This is a genomic window from Pseudomonas sp. KH_050 (genome assembly GCF_057838875.1).
In genome coordinates this window covers 468053-489172 of sequence record NZ_CM174478.1, presented here as the reverse complement: position 1 = coordinate 489172, position 21120 = coordinate 468053, and the positions used below count along the sequence as shown (strand labels likewise).

18 protein-coding genes are annotated in these 21120 nt (G+C 61.7%); 7 read left to right on the top strand and 11 right to left on the bottom strand.

The genetic code is table 11. The annotated features are described in order from the left end of the window. Positions 1–8: 8 nt before the first annotated feature. The 11 genes from mdcE to pilG all read right to left on the bottom strand — a co-directional run bounded on the left by mdcE (position 9) and on the right by pilG (position 14695). On the bottom strand, positions 9–812 hold the full coding sequence (gene mdcE, locus AC3IUA_RS02230) for a biotin-independent malonate decarboxylase subunit gamma (protein WP_489358904.1): 804 nt from the start codon (positions 810–812) through the stop codon (positions 9–11). After that, a complete protein-coding gene (locus tag AC3IUA_RS02225) occupies positions 809–1672 on the bottom strand; it encodes a biotin-independent malonate decarboxylase subunit beta (protein WP_489358903.1) in 864 nt (287 codons plus the stop codon). The genes mdcE and AC3IUA_RS02225 overlap by 4 nt, the downstream gene beginning before the upstream one ends. Beyond that, on the bottom strand, positions 1665–1964 hold the full coding sequence (locus tag AC3IUA_RS02220) for a malonate decarboxylase subunit delta (RefSeq protein WP_489358902.1): 300 nt from the start codon (positions 1962–1964) through the stop codon (positions 1665–1667). The genes AC3IUA_RS02225 and AC3IUA_RS02220 overlap by 8 nt, the downstream gene beginning before the upstream one ends. Next, on the bottom strand, positions 1964–2839 hold the full coding sequence (locus tag AC3IUA_RS02215; RefSeq protein ID WP_489358901.1) for a triphosphoribosyl-dephospho-CoA synthase: 876 nt from the start codon (positions 2837–2839) through the stop codon (positions 1964–1966). The genes AC3IUA_RS02220 and AC3IUA_RS02215 overlap by 1 nt, the downstream gene beginning before the upstream one ends. Further along, entirely contained in the window at positions 2839–4509 is a 1671-nt protein-coding gene (mdcA, locus tag AC3IUA_RS02210) for a malonate decarboxylase subunit alpha (RefSeq protein WP_489358899.1), read from the bottom strand. Before mdcA ends, AC3IUA_RS02215 begins: the two co-directional genes overlap by 1 nt. A 186-nt stretch (positions 4510–4695) precedes the next feature. Then, positions 4696–5157: a chemotaxis protein CheW gene (locus AC3IUA_RS02205; RefSeq protein WP_489358898.1), complete on the bottom strand. Its 462-nt coding sequence runs from the start codon at positions 5155–5157 to the stop codon at positions 4696–4698. After that, complete coding sequence (locus AC3IUA_RS02200) at positions 5150–11107, bottom strand: hybrid sensor histidine kinase/response regulator (protein ID WP_489358897.1); 5958 nt, start codon at positions 11105–11107, stop codon at positions 5150–5152. The genes AC3IUA_RS02205 and AC3IUA_RS02200 overlap by 8 nt, the downstream gene beginning before the upstream one ends. 34 nt (positions 11108–11141) lie before the next feature. After that, positions 11142–13202: a methyl-accepting chemotaxis protein gene (locus AC3IUA_RS02195; RefSeq protein ID WP_489358896.1), complete on the bottom strand. Its 2061-nt coding sequence runs from the start codon at positions 13200–13202 to the stop codon at positions 11142–11144. Positions 13203–13328: 126 nt separating this feature from the next. Continuing rightward, complete coding sequence (locus AC3IUA_RS02190; RefSeq protein WP_489358895.1) at positions 13329–13868, bottom strand: chemotaxis protein CheW; 540 nt, start codon at positions 13866–13868, stop codon at positions 13329–13331. 10 nt (positions 13869–13878) lie between these two features. Then, positions 13879–14244: a twitching motility response regulator PilH gene (gene pilH / locus AC3IUA_RS02185; protein WP_489358894.1), complete on the bottom strand. Its 366-nt coding sequence runs from the start codon at positions 14242–14244 to the stop codon at positions 13879–13881. Positions 14245–14287: 43 nt separating this feature from the next. Beyond that, positions 14288–14695, bottom strand: coding sequence for a twitching motility response regulator PilG (gene pilG / locus AC3IUA_RS02180; RefSeq protein WP_150642386.1), 408 nt, complete (start codon positions 14693–14695; stop codon positions 14288–14290). Between the two features lie 227 nt (positions 14696–14922). Between pilG and gshB the strand changes: the two genes are divergently transcribed. The 7 genes from gshB to AC3IUA_RS02145 all read left to right on the top strand — a co-directional run bounded on the left by gshB (position 14923) and on the right by AC3IUA_RS02145 (position 20957). Next, positions 14923–15876, top strand: coding sequence for a glutathione synthase (gene gshB, locus AC3IUA_RS02175; protein WP_489358893.1), 954 nt, complete (start codon positions 14923–14925; stop codon positions 15874–15876). A gap of 77 nt (positions 15877–15953) precedes the next feature. After that, on the top strand, positions 15954–16853 hold the full coding sequence (locus AC3IUA_RS02170; protein WP_489358892.1) for an energy transducer TonB: 900 nt from the start codon (positions 15954–15956) through the stop codon (positions 16851–16853). A gap of 187 nt (positions 16854–17040) precedes the next feature. Then, positions 17041–17610, top strand: a complete 570-nt coding sequence (locus AC3IUA_RS02165) for a YqgE/AlgH family protein (RefSeq protein ID WP_489358890.1) — start codon at positions 17041–17043, stop codon at positions 17608–17610. After that, positions 17610–18047, top strand: a complete 438-nt coding sequence (gene ruvX, locus AC3IUA_RS02160; protein WP_150642382.1) for a Holliday junction resolvase RuvX — start codon at positions 17610–17612, stop codon at positions 18045–18047. The genes AC3IUA_RS02165 and ruvX overlap by 1 nt, the downstream gene beginning before the upstream one ends. Before the next feature lie 121 nt (positions 18048–18168). Further along, positions 18169–18672, top strand: a complete 504-nt coding sequence (pyrR, locus tag AC3IUA_RS02155) for a bifunctional pyr operon transcriptional regulator/uracil phosphoribosyltransferase PyrR (protein ID WP_489358889.1) — start codon at positions 18169–18171, stop codon at positions 18670–18672. Positions 18673–18684: 12 nt separating this feature from the next. Further along, a complete protein-coding gene (locus tag AC3IUA_RS02150) occupies positions 18685–19689 on the top strand; it encodes an aspartate carbamoyltransferase catalytic subunit (RefSeq protein ID WP_489358888.1) in 1005 nt (334 codons plus the stop codon). After that, positions 19686–20957 carry a dihydroorotase gene (locus AC3IUA_RS02145; RefSeq protein ID WP_489358887.1) on the top strand — a complete coding sequence of 424 codons (1272 nt, stop codon included), beginning with the start codon at positions 19686–19688 and terminating at the stop codon, positions 20955–20957. Before AC3IUA_RS02150 ends, AC3IUA_RS02145 begins: the two co-directional genes overlap by 4 nt. Positions 20958–21120: the final 163 nt, after the last annotated feature.

Below are 21120 nucleotides of genomic sequence, written 5' to 3'. Positions count from 1 at the left end.
CATCTCGCTCACCACTGCTCGCGCAACAGCTGCCGAACCTTGCTCGACGCTGCGCGATTGGTTGCCCCCAGACGACTGCTCAGATCATGACCACTGGCTTCCACATCGTGGATCGCCTGAGCCAGACAACCGTTCACTCGCGCCAGGTCACCGGCCGTTGGCTGCTCGATCTGGCTGACTTCCAGGGTTTCCCAGAGCAAACCAAGGCTGGCGAAGCTGTCGATGTCATACGCCATCGGCGGCACGCTGGCGGCCAGGGCTTCGAGCTCTTCGACGCTGCGCAAGGTCACTCGCGCTGCCGAGGCCTTGCCCATGGCATGCACCATCACACCGGGGTCGCGCAGGGCAATCAGTCGGTTGGCCTGATATCCATGAGCGAGAAACGCCCCGGACATTGCCTTGCCCACCAACAGACCAATGACCGCATGTCCGGCCAGTCGAGCCCGGGCATAACTGTCCACCGCGCCCGCCAATGCCTGATGAATGCCCAGCGCTTCCTCGCGACGACCGTACGCCTGACTCGGGACATCGACGATGGCGATCAAGGCGCGCTTGTGCGATTGGTTGCGATCCGCCTCGATCACTTCATCAATGGCCTTGGCCAGACCCCAGCCTTCCAGCAGACCGACCTCGCCGTTGCGAGCGCGAACGAAGCGGTTTTCCGGGTCCGCCACTACGGCGAGAAAACGCACCGGTTGCTCACCCAGCAGACCGTCGGCGGCTTTCAACGAAGCGGGCAAACCACTCACGGGTGTGGCGTCGACACTCAAGGCCTGGAACCACTGCAAACCTCTGAGGGAAAAAGTACTCATGAGCGCACTCCTTGATACAGATCGCGAACCGTCGCCGGATTGATTTGCGGTTCCGCATCGAGACGGGCCAGGCGTTGCAGGAACAGATCGGCTTGACGGCTGCGTTGTTCGCTCGGCAAACCCTGTTGCAGCAATTCACTGACCTGCTGCTGAATCTGCGCCACATCGTCGGCCACATAACGATCCACCAGGCCACTGGCAAACCGTTGCTCGCCGCCGGTCAGGCTCCAGATGAAGGGCCGGTCGCGAGAGTCGTACTCTTCGAGCCCGGCTTCCTGCTCGATCACCTGTGGGCCGTTGAGGCCCAGGCGGGCTTCCCGGGTTACCAGCAAATAGCTGCACAACCCGGCGGCAATCGACATACCGCCAAAGCAACCGACACTGCCGGCCACTACGCCTATCACCGGCTGGAATTGGCGAAGGTCAACGATGGCGGCATGGATATCGGCAATCGCCGCCAAGCCGAGGTTGGCCTCCTGCAAGCGCACGCCACCGGTTTCCAGCAGCAACACGGCACGGGTGGCAATACCCTTGCGGTTGTCCTCGGCCGCCAGCTCCAGCGCACCGGCGATCTTCGCCCCACCGACTTCGCCGAGGCTGCCGCCCTGGAAAGCGCCTTCAATGGCCGCGATCACCACCGGCAAACCACCGATGCTGCCCTTGGCGATTACCACGCCGTCGTCGGCTTGCGGGACCACACCCTGGCGCGCCAACCATGGCGACATCAGTCGTTGGAACGGATCGAGCAATTCGCGAAAGCTGCCGGCGTCGAGCAAGGCTTTCGCCCGCTGACGGGCGCCGAGTTCGACGAAGCTGCGTCTTTCAAGGTATGGCTTCAGCAAGGCTGTACTGTCAGTCATGACCGATCTCCTCGAAGCCTTGCTCCAGACGCAAACGCACCACACCCGGCGTGGCACCGAAATCATGGATATCGATCAACAGAGCCGGCGGCATGGATTCGTCGAACATCCGTTCGAACAGATGCTGCCAGCGTTGCGCGCTGCCATTGACCGAGGTCTGCACCTGGATTGTCAGCTTGCCGGCCTGACCCGGCTCCAGCAGTACTTCCAGATCACCGGAACCGACACAGCCCACCAGCGCCCTGCCCCTGGCCGGCTGCCCGGCGGGAAATTCAAAGGATAAGGTTTCCATCAAAGTGCTCCCTGGATGAAGCCGTTGCCCGACTCGATACGGTCGATCAACAGGCAAGCCGCGAGCAAATCCGCAGCGCCGCCGGGCGAGGCGTTCAACGCCAATAATTGTTGGTCCAGCTCGTAAAGACGACGACGCCCGCCCAGGCTCGCGCTGCCGCCAGCGTCGAGCACTGCTTGCGCGCCCTGTTGCATGGCTTGCAGTCCGACCGGGCCTGCGCGATAGAGCACGCAGGTGTCGGCCAGGGTGGTCATGATTGCCAGCAAGGCATCGAGCCGGGCGTTCTGTTCGCCATGGCCATCGGCACGGCTGCGTTTGAGTTGCGGTAACGCGCGTTGCATCACAGCAGGGAAGCCGAGTTGCGCTTCTTCTCGGGCTCCGCGAACGCCGTAGCGGTGGGCGACTTGAGCGCCGTGGCTGAGGGGACGCGGCGCATAACGGTCGTCGAGCAAAGCCAGGCGTGCGGCACGCAAAGTTACTGCGCCAGCGCCAGTGGATTCAGGCTCCAGTGCCGCAGCGGCAACCAGCAGGCCCAAGGCCCAGATCGCACCGCGATGAGTATTTATGCCGCCAGTGGTGGCGAGCATTGTCTGCTCGCCATCACGACCAATACGGCCAAGAGCTTCGCGCAGCGGCAGGCCGACTTCGGCAAACTCGAGAGCCGCTTCGGCCATTTCCTTGAACGCCGGCCACAAGGACAACGCCGAGGCGTGCATCAGCCCAAGGTGCAAATCGCTATGGGCGCCATTGCCACGACGATCAACCAGCGCCGGCTTCGGCGACAGATCGACTTCATCGATCAAGGCGTCCACCGCCAGATCCGCCAGCCGTTCGGCCAGGGAGAGGGTTTTGTGTTGCAGGTTGAATGCGTGCATTACCAGCTCCTGAATTTGGCGGGCGGGTTGTACAAGCCACCCGACCACTCCACCAGATCGGCGACGCTTTTCGCCGCGAGCAATTCGCGGGTGGCGTCGGTGCGACGAATACCGAGGTCTTCCGGTAGCGCGATCAAACCTTCGCGGCGCATGCGGGCAGTGTCTTTCGGGTTATGCCGCATGCCGATGACGGTCACCCCGGCGACTGCGGCGATCATTGCCTGGCGCTCTTCCAGGGAGCGGGCCTTGTACAGGTAGGCGATGCCTTCTTCGGTGAGCAAGTGGGTAACGTCGTCGCCGTAAATCATGATCGGCGCCAGTGGCATACCACTTTTCTTCGCCACCTCGACCGCGTCCAGGGTCTCGACGAAAGTCGGTTTGCCACCCTCCTGAAAGGTCTCGACCATTTGCACCACGAGTTTTTTGCCGCGTTCAAGCAAGGCTTCCGGCGCGTCGCCGTGGCGCATGTCCAGCCACGCCGGAGTGCCGTGACGCCGACCGCGCGGGTCGTGGCCCATGTTCGGCGCACCGCCGAAGCCGGCCAGGCGTCCACGGGTGACGGTCGAGGAATGTCCGTCGCCATCCACCTGCAAGGTCGCACCGATGAACAGGTCCACTGCGTATTGCCCGGCCAGTTGGCAGAACATCCGGTTCGAGCGTAGCGAACCGTCCCGCCCGGTGAAAAACACATCCGGCCGCGCGGCGATGTAGTTTTCCATCCCCAGCTCGGTGCCGAAGCAATGCACGCTCTGGACCCAGCCGCTTTCGATGGCCGGAATCAAGGTGGGATGGGGATTGAGGGTCCAGTTGCGACAGATCTTGCCCTTGAGCCCGAGGGACTCGCCGTAGGTCGGCAGGATCAGCTCGATGGCCGCGGTGTTGAAGCCGATGCCATGGTTGAGCGACTGAACGTTGTGCTTCTCGTAGATGCCGCGGATCGCCATCATCGCCATCAACACATGCACCGGTTTGATGTGCCGTGGGTCACGGGTGAACAACGGTTCGATGTAGAACGGTTTGTCGGCGACCACCACGAAGTCGACCCAAGAGGCGGGAATGTCCACACGGGGCAACTCGCTGACGTCGTCCACCAACTGATTGACCTGGACAATCACGATACCGTCGCTGAAGGCGGCGGGTTCAATCAGCGCCGGGGTGTCTTCGGTGCTTGGCCCGGTGTAGATATTGCCCGCACGGTCGGCCATGAACCCGGCCGAGAGCACCACGTTGGGAATCAGGTCCACCACCAGCCGGGCATAGAGTTCGATGTAGGTATGGATCGCGCCAATTTCCAGCAGGCCGTCTTCGAGCAACTGGCTGATGCGCAGGCTTTGGGTGCCGGCAAAGGAGAAGTCCAGCTTGCGGGCGATGCCGCGCTCGAACAGGTCCAGATGCTCGGACCGGCCGACGCTGGGCATGATCATGTGCAAGTCATGCAGCTTTGCCGGATCGGCCTTGGCCAGGGAGCGGGAAAGGAAGTCCGCCTGCTTCTGGTTGTTGCCTTCAAGCACCACCCGGTCGCCGGGCATAATCAACGCCTCCAGCGCCGCGACAATCTTGTCGGTCGGCAACACCACACCATCGGCGAGACCCCGCACTTGTTCGAGGCGACGCTGCTTCTCGCTGCGCCGCCGCGTCCAGCGCGAGTCGGGGGATATTATTGTTGTCATGCTCACTCCACGGGTTCGCTGTCGTGGAGCTACCTTAGGAGCGAATGGATAACGGCATCAATCAAGCACAGAGACGGATTGTTACGGTCAGGGTAATGAATCGATCCCCTGTGGCGAGGTGGCTTGCGTTGCTGCCCATCCTTGGGCTCCAAAGGGTTTAACCCAATGTCGCAGGCGATTCTGAGATCATCCCTGAACCAACCCCGCTCCCACCAACAACTCTTCCAGCCCCAACAAATCAGGCACCTTGGCCACTTGTTCGGCGATTTGCACAGCGGCTTTTTCCAGTGGGCACAACGGCACGTCGACGTAGCTCAGTTGGCTGTCGAGCTTGTAGGAGCGTGGCAGGCCCTGTACCAGCAAGGCGATGAATTTGAGTTGCGGGTGGCCGCCCAGGGCGTTGAGCACGACGATGCGTGCGCGGTTGCCGATCACGGTTTTGCTGCCGCAGGCGGATTCGAAACTGAGCAGCGGGATCTGCCGGTCGCGCCAGGTCACCCGGCCCAGGTACCAGGGTGGCGTGTCGAGGTCGAAGGCTCCGGGTTGGTAGTCGATCAGTTCGGCGATGGCGACATTGGGCAGGATCAGGTTGCGGTCGGCCAGGGGCAGCAGCAGCCCGGTGAGGTTGCTGGTGCGATGATCAAGCATGGGTTTTGCTCCAGAGGGCAATGCTCTCCAGCAGGACCGATTCCTGATACGGCTTGCCGAGGTAGTCATTGACGCCGATGGCCATGGCCCGGTCGCGGTGTTTCTGGCCGGTGCGCGAGGTGATCATGATGATCGGCAAGTGCTGCAAGCGCGGGTCGCTGCGGACCTGCATCGCCACTTCGAACCCGTCCATGCGCGGCATTTCGATGTCCAGCAGCATCAAATCCGGGGTGTGTTCCTCCAGCAGCGCCATGGCGTCGATCCCGTCCTTGGCTGTCAACACGTTCATGCCGTGGCGTTCGAGCAGGCGGCTGGTGACCTTGCGCACGGTAACCGAATCATCGACCACCATGACCAGCCGCGGCCGATGTGGCTCGGCGTCGACCGCGGGCTCACCGCCATTGGCCGGACGCGATTGTGGCAAGCGCGCCTGCATGGCGCGGATGTGCGCCAGCAGGTCGAGAATCAACACCACCCGGCCATCGCCCAGAATGGTCGCACCGGACAAGCCCTGCACTGCGGCAAATTGCGGGCCGAGGCTTTTCACCACGATTTCCCGGGTGCCGGCCATGACATCGACTTGCACCGCGATCCGCCGCTCATTGCACTGCACCAGCAGCACCGGTAACGGCAGGCTCTGACCCAGCAGCCTGGGCTTGGCCGCGGTGTGCAGCAACTCGCCGAGGTAGCAGAGTTCGTAGCGTTGCCCGGCGTATTCGTAGATTGGTGGGTTCAGTTGATAGTAACCATCGAGTTCGTTGGGTAAAACCCGAACGATGCCTTCGATGGTATTCAGCGGGATCGCGTACTGGTCCTCGGCACACTGCACCATCAACGCACGGTTGACCGATACGGTGAACGGCAGGCGAATGCGAAAGTGCACGCCCTGCCCCGGGATAGAGTCGATGCTCATGCTGCCGCCCAATTGCCGGACTTCTTCGTGGACCACGTCCATGCCAACGCCGCGCCCGGAAATCTGGGTGATTTTTTCGGCGGTGGAGAACCCCGGCTGCATGATGAACTGCAATACATCGCGGTCGCTGATCTCGAGATCCGGATCGAGTAACCCACGCTTGATCGCCTTGCGTCGCACCGCCTCGAGGGGTATACCGGCGCCATCATCGCGGATGTCGAAAATGATGTCGCCACCTTCATGAGCCAGGTCCAGGGTGATCCTGCCCTGCACAGGCTTTCCGGCCGCGAGCCGCCCCTCGGCGGATTCCAGACCGTGGTCGACCGCATTGCGCAGCATGTGCTCCAGCGGCGCGAGCATGCGTTCGAGCACGTTGCGGTCCATTTCGCTCTCGGCGTTGCCGACAATGAATTCGACGTCTTTGCCCAACTCACTGGCGACCTGCCGGACGATGCGCTTGAGCCGCGGCAGCATGCGCTCGAATGGCACCATGCGCGTACGCATCAGGCCTTCCTGCAAATCGGTATTGATCCGCCCCTGCTGCTGCAGCAGGCTTTCTGCCTCCTGGTTGCGCCGATCGAGGGTTTCCTTGAGGTCGAGCAAGTCCGACGCCGACTCGAACAAGGCCCGCGACAGCTGCTGCAATTGCGAATGACGATCCATTTCCAATGGGTCGAATTCTTCGTAGCCCAGGCGCTCGGCCTCGACCTGCTGACGGCTGAGAATCCGCCCCTGGGTTTCGGTGTCCAGGCGCCGCAACTGGTCGCGCATGCGCTCAATAGTGGTTTCCATCTCGCTCAGGGCCACCTGGGCATCGTTGACTTGTTGCTCGATACGGCCACGGAAGATCGAGGTTTCACCGGCCAGATTGACCAGATCATCGAGCAGTTCGGCCGAGACCTTGACCATGTCGCCGGCCGTACCGGCTTCGGGCTGTAGCGCCGGCAACTCGGTTTTGGCCTGAACCGGATCCTGAACCTGGAGCTGAGAGGCGACCTCGCCCGGGAGCGTCCGAGGCTGTAGATCGCCGACAGCAGGATGGGTGAAGGCGACGATCGCCTCTATCAAGGCCTGGGCGGGTAACACCGGCTTGCCCGCCCGTGCCGCGTCCAGCATTTGCGCAAGTTGGTCATGGCTGCGCTGCAACAGCGTGAACAATGGCGCGGTCGGTTGCAGCAGTCCGGTCGACAACCCTTCGTAGAGAAATTCCAGTTCATGGGCCAGGTCGCCGATCGGCCCGATCTCGACCATCCGCGCTCCACCCTTGAGGGTGTGCAGGTCACGCAGCAGGGTTTCCACTTCAAGGCGGTTTTGCGGCTCGGCCTGCCAGCGCGACAGCGCCGCGCCGGAACTGTCGATGATGTCGAAACCTTCCTCGAGGAAGATTTCCAGCAACTCGGGGTCGTGGCTCGCCGAGTCAGTCCGGGGCGCGGCCTCTGCCACCTCGGCGCTCACGCCGCTGCCCTGACGGAACTCGCGGATCGACTCGATCAGTTCACCGGGGTCGCTCAGCGGTTGCTGCTTGTGCAGTTGCTCAAGCAACACGGCCAAGCGGTCATGGCTCTGCTGCAGCAGGTGCACCAGTTCACTGGAATGGTTGTAGCGGCGGTCGACCAAGCCTTCATAAAGGCTTTCCAGTTCATGGGCCAGGTCACCGACCGGCCCGACTTCGGCCATCCGCGCGCCGCCCTTGAGGGTGTGCAGATCGCGCTGCAACGACAATAACGGCGCGGCGTTGTCGGGGTCGTCCAGCCAGCGCTGCAAGGCTTGCCCGGCGCTTTCGAGGATATCCACCGCCTCTTCGAGAAAGATCGAGACGATTTCATCGTCCAGATCCAGCGCCACCGACGCCTGCTTCATCTCGCTGGTGGCGGCGTTCAGTTCGGTGATGCTCAGCGTGCGACTACCATCGCTCCTGATCAGGCCCATGGCCGACGGGTCCAGGCTCTGGTCGAGCAAATCGCGCAGGGCTTGCACTCGATCCGGCCGGGGGCTGACTTCCTGGCCCGCGGCCAGTTGATCAAGCATGCTGATCAACGCTTCGTGAGCGCTGTCGGCCTCATGGAAAAACCGCTCGCTGACCGCCAGGCTGCTCTCTTCCACCGCGCCATACAGGTCGAGCAGGGCTTCGCACAGTTCATCGACCGGATGCAGGTCGGCCAGATGCGCGCCTTCGCCCAGGGTGGTCAGCTCATCGAGCAGCGCACTGAGTTCCTGGCGTTCTCCGGGATGTTGCTGCCACCGCCGCAAGAGGTTTTCAGCGTCGAGCAGGATATCCATGCCCTGGGCGAGAAAGTTGCTGATCAGTTGCGGATCACGCTTGATCCGCAGCCCCGTGTTCGGCGAGTTGAGCAGGGCTTCAAGGCGTTCGGCCAATAACTTCTGGATCCGTTCGATCAACGACTGCGCGCCGCTGATCGCGGCCAGTGGATTGGTTTTGAGCTGCTTCAAACTCCGACGCAATAAACCTTCAGCTTCGAGCAGCAGTTCGACTTCGTCCAGGTCCAGTGCAATCTGGTGCGCCTTGTATTCACGGGTCAGCTGGTCCAGCGGTTTCGCCAGCTCGGCGATCGGCAACACGCCAGCCATGTAGGCGCTGCCTTTGAGGGTGTGCAGTGCACGCTGCAACTCATCGCTGGCCTGCAGCGGCAGGTGTGCGGCGGCTTGATCGAGAAAGTGGTTGAGGCTGTCGAGGTGGGTTTCAGCTTCATTGTGGAAGATCTCCAGCAACTGCGGATCGAGAACCTCCAGCGTTTGCGCAACAGCGTCCGAAGCCTGCTCATCACCCTTGGTCAGCCCATGGGCACGGGCGGCCAACTGGTCGACATCATCGCGCTGGCGCTGGATGTTGACGGCGAACTCGCCGATCAGTTCGGGCAACAGCTGCAGCACTTCGCCCAGCAGTTGCTGCACCTGCGGCCCTGGCTCGACGCTGCGCTCCAGAACCCGGTTGAGCAGGTTTTCCACGGCCCAGGCCAGCTCCCCCAACACCAGTGCACGGACCATGCGGCCACTGCCTTTCAAGGTATGGAAGCCACGGCGCAATTCGCTCAAAGCGGCTGTGTCGTCGGGATCGGCCAACCATTGCGGCAGATAGGCACGCAATACTTCGAGGACCTCGTCGGTCTCTTCGAGAAAGACTTCCCGCAACTCGTCATCCACCGGTGCTTCATCGTCCGGTGGTGGCAGCAGGCTGCCCGGCGTATGCAGGGCCGGCGGATTGAGAACGGAAACCGGGCTGGCCAGCACCTCGGCCAGGGACTGGACCACTTCAGGGTTGTCCAGCGCCTGCAGGTCCTGCATCGCCAGGGCTTCGCTGGGGCTGAGCACTTCATTGAGCAACGGCACCTGCTGCGGGGTCGGGAAATACCCCAAGGCGGCCAGACTCTCCTCGGCGACGTCCAGCACCTGTTCGCCGGGCGCCTGAGCGTCCTCGCTCAAGCGTTCGAGGTAGTACTCGACGCTGGTAATGACATCGGCCAGATTGTCCAGCTGCTGCCAGTCGGGTTGAACCCTGTCGACCAGCAAATGCTCGCGAATGTAGCCGTTACAGGCCTCCAGCAGGCTCGCTGCACGGTTCAACGGAATCATCGCCAATGCACCGCGAACCTGGGTCAGCAACTCCGGCAGCGGTTGCAGATGTTGACGATCCCAGCCGGCGTCGATGTAGTCGACGATGGTGTCCTTGGCTTGCTGCATACAGATCCGCGCTTCTTTGATCACCAGCTGGTGGATCTGCGTCAGGTCAGTGGTCGGCAACCGGCTTTCTTCCCGGCTTTCCGGCTCGACGGTGCCGACCATCCCGGCCAGGGTCGCCTCGACGTACAACAAGGCCCCGGCGACGTCCATGAGGATCGCGTCATTGGGTTCACGCTGCCCCTGGGCCAGGCTCAGGACCACTGCCAGTTGATCGATGATCACCTTGCGCGGCTGGCCGAAACCCAGCACTGCCAGGGTGTCGGCGATTTGCCGCAGCGGTGCAAGCAAGCTGTCGAGGTCGGAAGCATGCTGGCGGTCGCTGCGCACGAACAGATCCAGGCGCTCCTTGACCCGCACCAGCTCTTCGCACAACGCGGCCAGTACCGAACGCATGGCATCCCGGTCCGGGCCAGCCAGGCGGGCGCGCTCTTCGTCGACCAGTGCACTGTTGGGCAGCGCGTCATCGAGTCCGTAACTTTCTTTCATGGTCTGCATCTGCCCGGTGGGGTATTCGGCTTTGGCTATATAGAACAATAGGCTCTTGAGCAATTCTTGCGGGGCCGGTTGATTGATCCCGGCCATTCCTTGCTCGAGCAAGCGCTTGATTTCCTTGTCGGTGTCTTTGAGCAGGCTGCGCAAGGCCGGGCTGTTGGCGATGCTGCCCGCAATCATGCCTTCCACCAGCGCCGAAGCGACCTGCCACAACGGGCTCAGGGGCGCTTTGCGGCAAAGCCCTTCAAGACGGGCGAAGACCTTGGTCAGATAACCCAGATTGGTTCGATCATCCTGTTCGCGCAACAACCCGACCAACGCCATTTGCAGAATCTGCCGCAACTTGCGCAATACACTTGGCAGGTCCGCCGGTTCGAGCAGTGCCAGGGCTTCCTCGCTTAGCGCTGGCAAGTCCAGTAGCTGCGGGCTGAACAGGCTGGTTTCCGACAACAGACTTTCACCGCGGGCGCTGCGCAGATCGTTGAGCAGCGGTAACACCACCAGTGGAAGATCGTGGCGGGCACTGTGTATAAGGTCGAGGTAGATCGGCAACTGGCCAAGTGCTTGCTGCAACAGTCGGATCGCTTCGTCGCGATGACTGACCCGCTTCTGCTGCAGGGCCAGTGTCAGTTTTTCCATTTCTTCGGCGAGCAAGGCCGCGCCATAGAACTCGACCATCTGCAAACTGCCGTGGACCTGATGGATGTACGCCAGGCACTGGCTGAGCGCAGGCGCCGACTGCGGGTCGGCAACCAGGCTGTCGAGTGCCCGGCTGGCCTGCTTCAGCGTTTCGGCAATTTCGCCCTTGACCCATTCGAGGGCCACATAGTCGTGGCGATCAACCATAACCACTCCGCTCTTCATACCCGGCATGCACTGCTCACGCCTTATCCGTGTCCCGCTCCGATGCGGCCGGCAAGGTGAAACCGGACACCGAACGCCGCAGCTGACTGGCCATTTTCGCCAGGTTGCCGATACTCTCGGCGGTGGCGGTCGAACCGGACGAGGTTTGTGTGGTGATCTGCTGGATCACGTTCATCGTCAAGGATATCTGACCCGCCGAGGACGTCTGCTGCTGCGCCGCGTTGGAAATACTCTGGATCAAGGCTGCCAGGGTTTTCGACACGCCTTCGATTTCTTCCAGGGCGACTCCGGCATCTTGAGCCAGTCGCGCGCCGCGCACCACTTCGGTGGTGGTCTGCTCCATGGAAATCACCGCTTCGTTGGTATCGGTCTGGATCGCCCGTACCAGGGTCTCGATCTGTCGGGTGGCGGCCGATGAGCGTTCCGCCAGCCGCTGGACTTCATCGGCGACCACCGCGAAGCCGCGCCCGGCGTCACCGGCCATGGAGGCCTGAATCGCCGCGTTGAGCGCGAGAATGTTGGTTTGATCGGCAATGTCGTCGATCAGGCTGACTATGTCACCAATCTCCTGGGAAGACTCGCCCAGGCGCTTGATCCGTTTTGCGGTGTCCTGAATCTGCTCGCGAATGTTGTCCATGCCGTGGATGGTGTTGTGCACCACCTCGTTGCCCTTGTTGGCGATCTCCACCGAACGCTCGGCCACTGCCGACGACTCAGCAGCGTTGGCGGACACCTGATCGATGGAATCGGCCATCTCGTTGATCGCCGCCGACGCCTCGCTGATCTGCTGCGCCTGATGCTCGGAAGCTTGCGCCAGATGCATCGCCGTGGCCTGGGTTTCCTGCACCGCGGCGGCGACCTGACCTGCGGTGAGATTGATGGTTGCCACCAGGTCGCGCAGCTGATCGACCGAGTAGTTGATCGAGTCGGCGATGGTGCCGGTGAAGTCTTCGGTCACCGAGGCCGTCACCGTCAGGTCACCGTCGGCCAGGTCTTCGATTTCGTCGAGCAGACGCATGATCGCGTTTTGATTACGCTCGTTCTTCTCAGCGGTCTCGCGGAGCTGGCGATTGGTTTCACGCACCATCACCAGTCCGATCAGAATGATCGAGGTCAGCGCCGCCAGGCCCAGCATATAACCGCCGATGGTATGAGTAGTGCGCCCGGCCGCCAGGTTCTCGAAACCGCTGGCCAGCAGCGAGGCTTCATCGAGCAGGGTTTGCGAGAGACTGAAAATATTGCTCGCCGACTCCCGGACCTTGAACAGTTCGGGCGAGGTTTCGAGGATTTCATCCACCGAGCCCGAAACGAATTCAAACAGCTCGGCAATTTCGGTCAACCGGGAACGGGCATCGCGGTCCTCGACCTGGCTGATTTTCAACGCCGAATTGCCTTGCAGCATGCCGTTGAGCACCAGACCAAAACGCGCCGCATCACGACCAAAGGCATCGGCGGCCTGCACCGCATTGTCGTCACCGGCCAGCACCGTGTTCACCGCACCCAGAATGCGCTCGGCCAAAAGCGTCTGCCGTTGGGCCACGGCTACCTGGCTGGCTGGAGCCCCGCGTTGCAGCAGGATCTCCACGACTTTCTCGTATTCGACCTGCAATTGCGGCACGGTCTCGGCCAGCGTCGCGGCGACCTGATGCAAGGACAGCACGGTCTGCTCACTGGACAGGATCGCGTCGGTGTTTTTCAGCAAGCGCTCCCAATCCAGCTGCACCGCACGCATTTCCGGACGCACTTCCCGTGGGGCGCCCGGCAGGCCTGTGGCCGGGTCACCTTTCTTGAGGTAACCCCAACGTCGCGCAAAATCATTACGCGCGTCGCTCAGCAGCTTGAAGGCGGCAGCCTTGCCGGCAGCCGCTTCGGTAGCGTTCTTGGCGATGCGCTGGGACAGCACCCGCAGTTCACCGGCGTGGCCGATGTACTGCTTGTCGTAATTGGCTTGGGTGTTGAGGTAGGCGAAATTGGCGAACAGCAGCATGATGAACACGATCAGTGCCATGAACAGCACGATGATCTGCACACGGCTGCGCGACCCTTCCATTGGCTTGCCTGTTTTTGCTTTTATCATCGGTATTCGCCTAATAAACAGCTAAATTCTCTGTGGCCGCCTTAAAAGATCGCAGCCTGCGGCAGCTCCTACAGGTATCGCGTACGGCGGAGCTGCCGAAGGCTGCGATCCTGGCGATGCCTCTTTTTACAGGGCTACATCCATGAACCCCGACGACTGCGCCAGGGCGAACGGACTGAAGACCCGCCAGAGTTGCTCGCGCTGGAACTGCCCCTTCACGAACGGTGCAATCGCGCCTTCCAGCTCCTGCGACGCCACCGACTCCAGACGGTCCTGTGCAAAATGCTGCAAGCCGAACACTTCATCCACCAGCAAACCGGCAAATACTTCCTGATGCTCGACCACCAGCACCCGCCGCTGTTTGCGCACTGTCGACAGCTCGTGGCCGAAGAAACCGCACAGGTCCATGATCGGCAACAGCCTTCCGCGCAGATTGGCCACGCCTTTGACCCAGGGTTTTACTCCAGGCAGTGCGGTATAGCGTGGCTCATGCAGCACCTCACTGACTTCGCCCATCGGCGCGACATACCAGCATTCGCCGATACGAAAGCCGATCCCGCTCCAGCTCTGCTGGCGGGTTTCCTGAGACGGTAAATCCGCCGCCAGCAGGCGACAGCGGTGGTCGATTTCCAGCAGCAGCTCGAAAGCCGTTTGCGACTCGGTCATACGAGCGCCGTCAGCCGGCCAGGACCGCATTCAAGGTTTTGATCAGTGTGTCTTCATCCACCGGCTTGGTCAGGTAGTCCTTGGCGCCCTGACGGGTGCCCCAGACCTTGTCGGTCTCCTGATCCTTGGTGGTGATGATGATCACCGGGATGTGCCCGGTTTCCGGGTCTTTGGTCAACTGGCGAGTCGCCTGGAAACCATTGAGGCCAGGCATGACGATGTCCATCAGCACTGCATCGGGTTTTTCCTGGCGCGCCAGGGCCACGCCATCGGCACCGTTTTCAGCCTTCAACACTTCATGGCCGTGCTTTTCCAGCATGCCGGTCAGTTTGTACATTTCAGTCGGCGAGTCATCGACGATCAGGATACGTGCCATGGTCTTCCCCATTCGAGTAGGCGTGCGGCCTGCTGGCCGGACGTCAATGTGCTTGTTCTACTGCGGCGAAACCCGGCACATGGGCCTTGATTGCGCTCAGCAGCTCTTCCTTGCTGAAAGGCTTGGTCAAAAACTGGTCAGAACCGACGATCCGCCCCTTGGCCTTGTCGAACAGACCATCCTTGGAGGACAGCATGATGACCGGTGTGGACTTGAATGCACTGTTGTTCTTGATCAGCGCGCAGGTCTGATAACCATCCAGGCGCGGCATCATGATGTCGACGAAGATAATCCCGGGATGATGGTCGGCAATCTTGGCCAGGGCATCGAAACCATCGACCGCCGTGATCACTTCACAACCCACGTTCTTCAACAGCGTTTCGGCGGTGCGGCGAATCGTCTTCGAATCGTCGATCACCATGACTTTCAAGGCGCTGGAATGCTGTTCCATATCTGCTCTACCATCGCCACAGCGAATCGTTTTTATCCATGCACGGGTTACCAGAGCTCGAACCCCTTGATGTTCAAGGGCTCGGCGCCGCATGGGAGCCTTTTTAGCACAGTCGCAAGGTTCAATCTATCGGCCGACCCGCAAGGTGGTTTTTCCTTGACCGGGAACAAGCCGGGCGCCACTCTGACGCCACTTTTCAGCGCCCAATTTGCCAGAGGAATCACCCCATGAGCGTTCGCGTCGGGATTGTCATGGACCCCATTGCCAGCATCTCCTACAAAAAGGATAGCTCGCTGGCCATGCTGCTTGCCGCCCAGGAGCGCGGCTGGACGCTGTTCTATATGGAGCAGCGCGACCTGTATCAGGCCGCCGGTGAAGCACGTGCGCGGATGCGTCCGCTGAAAGTCTTCGCCAACCCCGAGAAATGGTTCGAACTGGAAGCGGAAACCGACAGTGCCCTGAGCGAGCTGGACGTGATCCTGATGCGCAAGGATCCACCGTTCGACATGGAATTCGTCTATTCCACATACCTGCTGGAACAGGCCGAAAGCGCTGGCGTGCTGGTGGTGAACAAGCCGCAGAGCCTGCGTGACTGCAATGAAAAGCTGTTTGCCACACTGTTCCCGCAGTGCACGCCGCCGACCGTGGTCAGCCGTCGCCCGGACATCCTGCGCGACTTCGCCGACCATCACGGCGACGTGATTCTCAAACCGCTGGACGGCATGGGCGGCACGTCTATCTTCCGTCACACCGCTGGTCACCCGAACCTCTCGGTGATCCTGGAAACCCTGACCCTGCATGGCAAGCAACAAATCATGGCCCAAGGCTACCTTCCGGCGATCAAGGATGGCGATAAACGCATCCTGATGATCGATGGCGAGCCGGTGCCGTATTGCCTGGCGCGAATCCCGGCGGCCGGCGAAACACGTGGCAACCTCGCCGCCGGTGGCCGCGGTGAAGCGCGCCCGCTGACCGAAAAAGATCGCTGGATTGCCGCTCAGGTCGGCCCGACCTTGCGTGAAAAAGGCCTGCTGTTTGTCGGCCTCGACGTGATTGGCGAGCATCTGACGGAAATCAACGTCACCAGCCCGACCTGTATTCGCGAGATCGACAACGCCTATGGCACCAACATCGGCGGCATGCTGATGGATGCCATCGATCTGAAGCTAAAGGCTCGTTGATCCAGAACTCCCAAGGTGAAACCAACATTGCGTTATCATGCCCCGCCTGTGAAACACGCGATGTTGGTTTTGTTGATATGACACTCCCCGCCGATCTGCCCCCCGAACTTGCTCATAGCGGCGTGCGCCCGGCCGATCGTCTCGGATTTACCCTGTTTCTCGCGGCGCTGATTCACCTGGCGCTGATCCTCGGCGTGGGTTTTACCTTCGTCGAACCCAAGCAAATCAGCAGAACCCTGGAAATCACCCTCGCCACCTTCAAAAGCGAAACCCAGCCGAAAAAGGCCGACTTTCTCGCCCAGGAAAATCAGCAAGGCAGCGGCACCCTGGATAAAAAGGCGATCCCGAAGACCACCGAAGTCGCGCCGTTCCAGGACAACACGGTGAAAAAAGTCACGCCACCGCCTTCGGCGCCAGCCGAGGTCAAAGTGGCCTCGCCCAAACCCGCAGTCGCCACCACCGCGCCGAAGCCGAAGAAGACCGTCACCCAGCGTGAAGAGCTCAAGACCGAGCCCAAACCCAAGGCCCCTACACCGACTTTCGACAGCTCGCAGCTGTCCAGCGAAATTTCCAGCCTGGAAGCCGAGCTGGCCAATGAGCAGCAGCTGTATGCCAAACGCCCGCGCATCCACCGCCTGAGTGCCGCCTCGACCATGCGCGACAAAGGCGCCTGGTATAAGGACGAATGGCGCAAGAAGGTCGAGCGCATCGGCAACCTCAACTACCCCGACGAAGCCCGACGCAAGCAGATCTACGGCAATTTGCGGCTGATGGTCTCGATCAACCGCGATGGCTCGTTGTATGAGGTGCTGGTACTCGAATCTTCCGGGCAACCGCTGCTGGATCAGGCCGCGCAACGGATCGTCCGGCTGGCCGCGCCTTTTGCGCCGTTCAGCGGCGACCTGTCGGATATCGACCGCCTGGAAATCATCCGCACCTGGAAGTTTGCCCGCGGGGACCGGTTGTCGAGTAATTAGCCGAAAGATCAAAAGATCAAAAGATCGCAGCCTTCGGCAGCTCCTACCAGGGGTACACATTCCAATGCAGGAGCTGCCAAAAGCTGCGATCCTGGCAATCTGACATCCGACACATAACTCACAGTTTCACCATTTCCTGCCTATCACCAGCTTGTCAGTTCGCCCCGCCAACGCCACACTAGCGCACATGAAGAACGTCAGCCCCAGCTACCTCAAGCATCACTTCCTGATCGCCATGCCGCATATGGCCGACCCGAACTTTGCGCATACCTTGACCTACATCGTCGAGCACACTGCCAATGGTGCCATGGGGTTGGTGGTCAATCGTCCACAGGACCTGAACCTGGCGGACATCCTCGAGCAATTGCGCCCCGATATCGAGCCGCCACCGCTTTGCCAGCACGTGCCAATCTTTATTGGCGGCCCGGTGCAGACCGATCGCGGTTTTGTCCTGCATCCCATCGGTTCGACCTACCAGGCCACGGTCGAGCTCGATGGCCTGGCGCTGTCGACCTCCCAGGACGTGCTATTTGCCATCGCTGACGGGGTTGGCCCGCCAAAAAGCCTGATTGCCCTCGGCTATGCCGGTTGGGAAGCCGGGCAACTGGAAGCCGAACTGGCCGAGAACGCCTGGCTGACCTGCCCGTTCGACGCTGACATTCTGTTCAACACCAGCAGCGAACTGCGTCTGGAAGCCGCCGCCAAACGTCTGGGCATCAACCTGAGCCTGCTGACCAGCCAGGCGGGACACGCCTGATGGCCTTGCGTTTACTACTGGGTTTTGACTTCGGTACCAAACAGATCGGCGTCGCCGTCGGCCAGGTGATCACCGGCCAGGCTCGCGAGCTCTGCACCCTGAAGGCGCAGAACGGCATTCCCGACTGGAATCAGGTCGAAGCGCTGATCAAGGAGTGGAAGCCCGACGCCGTGGTGGTCGGCCTGCCGCTGAACATGGACGGGACCCCCAGCGACATGTGCGCACGCGCCGAGAAGTTTGCCCGGCGCCTGAATGGCCGCTACAACCTGCCTTTCTATACTCATGATGAACGCCTGACTACCTTCGAGGCCAAGGGCGAACGCCTGGCCCGGGGCGGACAGAAGGGCAGCTACCGCGACAACCCGGTCGACGCCATCGCCGCAGCCCTGCTGCTGCAAGGCTGGCTCGACGAAAACTCAGCACTGTTCGAATCCTGAAAAACCGAATCCTGAAGGTGGGTGGCTGCCATCAGCCACCCACCTGCTGGCTACACACGAACCTGCCTACAACCCGAGCCTCACTGTGCAGAACCCGGCTCGGGCCCATGAAGGAGCAACCATGAGCCTGCCCAATCCCGTCGAACTGATCAGCCAGATGGCCGTCGATCTCAAGGCCCATCTGGCCCACCGCGCCATTAGCGAGCCGCGCTATATCGGCATCCGCACCGGTGGCATCTGGGTTGCCCAAGCCTTGCTGGAAGCACTGGGTAGCGATTCGCCACTGGGCACGCTGGACGTCTCTTTCTACCGCGACGACTTCAGCCAAAGCGGCCTGCACCCCCAAGTGCGCCCTTCAGAGCTGCCGTTCGAGATCGAAGGCCAGCACCTGGTACTGATCGACGATGTGTTGATGAGCGGGCGAACCATCCGCGCCGCACTCAACGAGCTCTTCGATTACGGCCGTCCGGCCAGCGTGACCCTGGTCTGCCTGCTGGATCTGAATGCCGCCGAACTGCCGATCCGGCCGAATGTGCTCGGTGCCACGCTGTCTTTGGCCGCCAATGAGCGGGTAAAACTGTCCGGCCCTGAGCTCCAGCTCGAAATCCAAGACCTCGCCCTTTAAGAGTCCATTGCGATGACGCCTCTCAATACCAAGCGCCCGTTGCAGCTCAATGATCAGGGCCAGCTGCGCCACTTCCTCTCGCTCGACGGTTTGCGCCGCGAGTTGCTGACGGAAATTCTCGACACCGCCGACTCCTTTCTCGAAGTGGGCGCCCGGGCGGTGAAGAAAGTCCCGTTGTTGCGCGGCAAGACCGTGTGCAACGTGTTCTTCGAGAACTCCACCCGCACCCGGACCACCTTTGAACTGGCAGCCCAGCGGCTGTCGGCGGATGTCATCACGCTGAACGTGTCGACCTCCTCGGCAAGCAAGGGCGAAACCTTGCTCGACACCTTGCGCAATCTTGAAGCCATGGCCGCCGACATGTTCGTCGTGCGTCACGGCGACTCCGGTGCCGCGCACTTCATCGCCGAACATGTCTGCCCGCAAGTGGCGATCATCAACGGTGGAGATGGCCGGCATGCCCACCCGACCCAAGGCATGCTCGACATGCTGACCATCCGTCGCCACAAGGGTGGCTTTGAAAACCTCTCGGTGGCCATCGTCGGCGACATCCTGCACTCGCGGGTCGCACGCTCGAACATGCTCGCGCTGAAAACCCTTGGTTGTCCGGATATCCGGGTGATCGCGCCGAAAACCCTGCTGCCGATCGGCATCGAGCAGTACGGCGTGAAGGTCTACACCGATATGGCCGAAGGCCTGAAAGACGTCGACGTGGTGATCATGCTGCGCCTGCAGCGCGAACGCATGACCGGCGGCCTGCTGCCGAGCGAGGGCGAGTTCTATCGCCTGTTCGGCCTGACCACCGCGCGCCTGGCCGGCGCCAAACCGGATGCCATCGTCATGCACCCGGGGCCGATCAACCGTGGGGTGGAGATTGAGTCGGCGGTGGCCGACGGTCCGCACTCGGTGATCCTCAACCAGGTGACCTACGGTATCGCGATACGTATGGCTGTGCTGTCCATGGCCATGAGCGGGCAAACTGCCCAGCGTCAATTCGAGCAGGAGAACGCCCAGTGAAGCTCAGCATCCTCGGCGCCCGCGTCATCGATCCAGGCACGGGCCTGGATCAAGTTACCGATATCCACGTCGAAGCCTGCAAGATCGTCGCCATTGGCGCCGCTCCGGCCGGTTTCGTCGCCGTCGACACCATCGACGCCAAAGGCTTGGTGGCCGCCCCCGGCCTGGTCGACCTGAGCGTCGCCCTGCGCGAACCGGGTTACAGCCGCAAAGGCACGATTGTTAGCGAAACCCAGGCTGCAGCGGCCGGTGGCGTTACCAGCCTGTGCTGCCCGCCCCGAACCAAACCGGTGCTGGACACCTCGGCGGTGGCCGAGCTGATCCTCGATCGCGCTCGCGAAGCGGGCAATTGCAAAGTGTTCCCGATCGGCGCGTTGAGCAAAGGTCTGGAAGGCGAACAACTGGCAGAACTGATTGCCTTGCGCGATGCCGGTTGCGTCGCGTTCGGCAACGGCCTGGATAATTTCCGCAACACCCGCACCCTGTGCCGGGCGCTGGAATATGCAGCGACCTTCGACCTGACGGTGATCTTCCACTCGCAGGATCATGATCTGGCAGAGGGTGGCCTGGCCCATGAAGGCCCGACCGCCAGCTTCCTCGGTTTGCCGGGGATTCCCGAAACCGCTGAAACCGTGGCCCTGGCCCGGGACCTGCTGCTGGTCGAGCAAAGCGGCGTGCGCGCGCACTTCAGCCAGCTGACCAGCGCCCGTGGCGTGGCCCTGATCGCTCAGGCCCAGGCTCGCGGGCTGCCGGTAACCGCCGATGTGGCGCTGTATCAGCTGATTTTGACGGACGAAGCACTGATCGACTTCAACAGCCTGTACCACGTGCAACCACCGCTGCGCACCCGCGCCGACCGCGAGGGGTTGCGCGAGGCGGTGAAGTCTGGCGTGATTCAGGCCATTTCCAGCCATCACCAGCCCCATGAGCGGGATGCGAAGCTGGCGCCATTCGGTGCAACCGAACCGGGGATCAGCAGCGTCGAACTGTTGCTGCCATTGGCCATGACCCTGGTGGAAGACGGCTTGCTCGACCTGCCAACGCTGCTGGCACGTCTCGGAGCCGGTCCGGCCGCAGCGCTGCGCCTGCCGGCCGGCAAGCTCGCGGTGGGTGGACCGGCTGACCTGGTGCTGTTCGATACGGCCGCCTCGACGGTTGCCGGTGAAACCTGGCAGTCCAGGGGCGAAAATTGCCCCTTCCTCGGCCATAGCCTGCCGGCGACCGTGCGTTACACGCTGGTGGATGGGCGGATCAGCTACCAGCGTTGAGTTTCTAGCGCCTTCAAAAGATCGTCCGATCGCGGCCCGAGCCATCGGCAGCGCCTACGGTACCGCGTACACCTTTGAAATCATGGGCGTACGCAATTCCCCGTAGGAGCTGCCGCAGGCTGCGATCTTTTTGCGTCCACCCGGATCATCGCTGGCAAACGCG

Excerpts from the sequence above, each read along its gene's own strand:
- mdcE (WP_489358904.1), bottom strand. The coding sequence starts at position 812 with ATGAGTACTTTTTCCCTCAGAGGTTTGCAGTGGTTCCAGGCCTTGAGT.
- AC3IUA_RS02225 (WP_489358903.1), bottom strand. The coding sequence starts at position 1,672 with ATGACTGACAGTACAGCCTTGCTGAAGCCATACCTTGAAAGACGCAGC.
- AC3IUA_RS02220 (WP_489358902.1), bottom strand. The coding sequence starts at position 1,964 with ATGGAAACCTTATCCTTTGAATTTCCCGCCGGGCAGCCGGCCAGGGGC.
- AC3IUA_RS02215 (WP_489358901.1), bottom strand. The coding sequence starts at position 2,839 with ATGCACGCATTCAACCTGCAACACAAAACCCTCTCCCTGGCCGAACGG.
- mdcA (WP_489358899.1), bottom strand. The coding sequence starts at position 4,509 with ATGACAACAATAATATCCCCCGACTCGCGCTGGACGCGGCGGCGCAGC.
- AC3IUA_RS02205 (WP_489358898.1), bottom strand. The coding sequence starts at position 5,157 with ATGCTTGATCATCGCACCAGCAACCTCACCGGGCTGCTGCTGCCCCTG.
- AC3IUA_RS02200 (WP_489358897.1), bottom strand. The coding sequence starts at position 11,107 with ATGGTTGATCGCCACGACTATGTGGCCCTCGAATGGGTCAAGGGCGAA.
- AC3IUA_RS02195 (WP_489358896.1), bottom strand. The coding sequence starts at position 13,202 with ATGATAAAAGCAAAAACAGGCAAGCCAATGGAAGGGTCGCGCAGCCGT.
- AC3IUA_RS02190 (WP_489358895.1), bottom strand. The coding sequence starts at position 13,868 with ATGACCGAGTCGCAAACGGCTTTCGAGCTGCTGCTGGAAATCGACCAC.
- pilH (WP_489358894.1), bottom strand. The coding sequence starts at position 14,244 with ATGGCACGTATCCTGATCGTCGATGACTCGCCGACTGAAATGTACAAA.
- pilG (WP_150642386.1), bottom strand. The coding sequence starts at position 14,695 with ATGGAACAGCATTCCAGCGCCTTGAAAGTCATGGTGATCGACGATTCG.
- gshB (WP_489358893.1), top strand. The coding sequence starts at position 14,923 with ATGAGCGTTCGCGTCGGGATTGTCATGGACCCCATTGCCAGCATCTCC.
- AC3IUA_RS02170 (WP_489358892.1), top strand. The coding sequence starts at position 15,954 with ATGACACTCCCCGCCGATCTGCCCCCCGAACTTGCTCATAGCGGCGTG.
- AC3IUA_RS02165 (WP_489358890.1), top strand. The coding sequence starts at position 17,041 with ATGAAGAACGTCAGCCCCAGCTACCTCAAGCATCACTTCCTGATCGCC.
- ruvX (WP_150642382.1), top strand. The coding sequence starts at position 17,610 with ATGGCCTTGCGTTTACTACTGGGTTTTGACTTCGGTACCAAACAGATC.
- pyrR (WP_489358889.1), top strand. The coding sequence starts at position 18,169 with ATGAGCCTGCCCAATCCCGTCGAACTGATCAGCCAGATGGCCGTCGAT.
- AC3IUA_RS02150 (WP_489358888.1), top strand. The coding sequence starts at position 18,685 with ATGACGCCTCTCAATACCAAGCGCCCGTTGCAGCTCAATGATCAGGGC.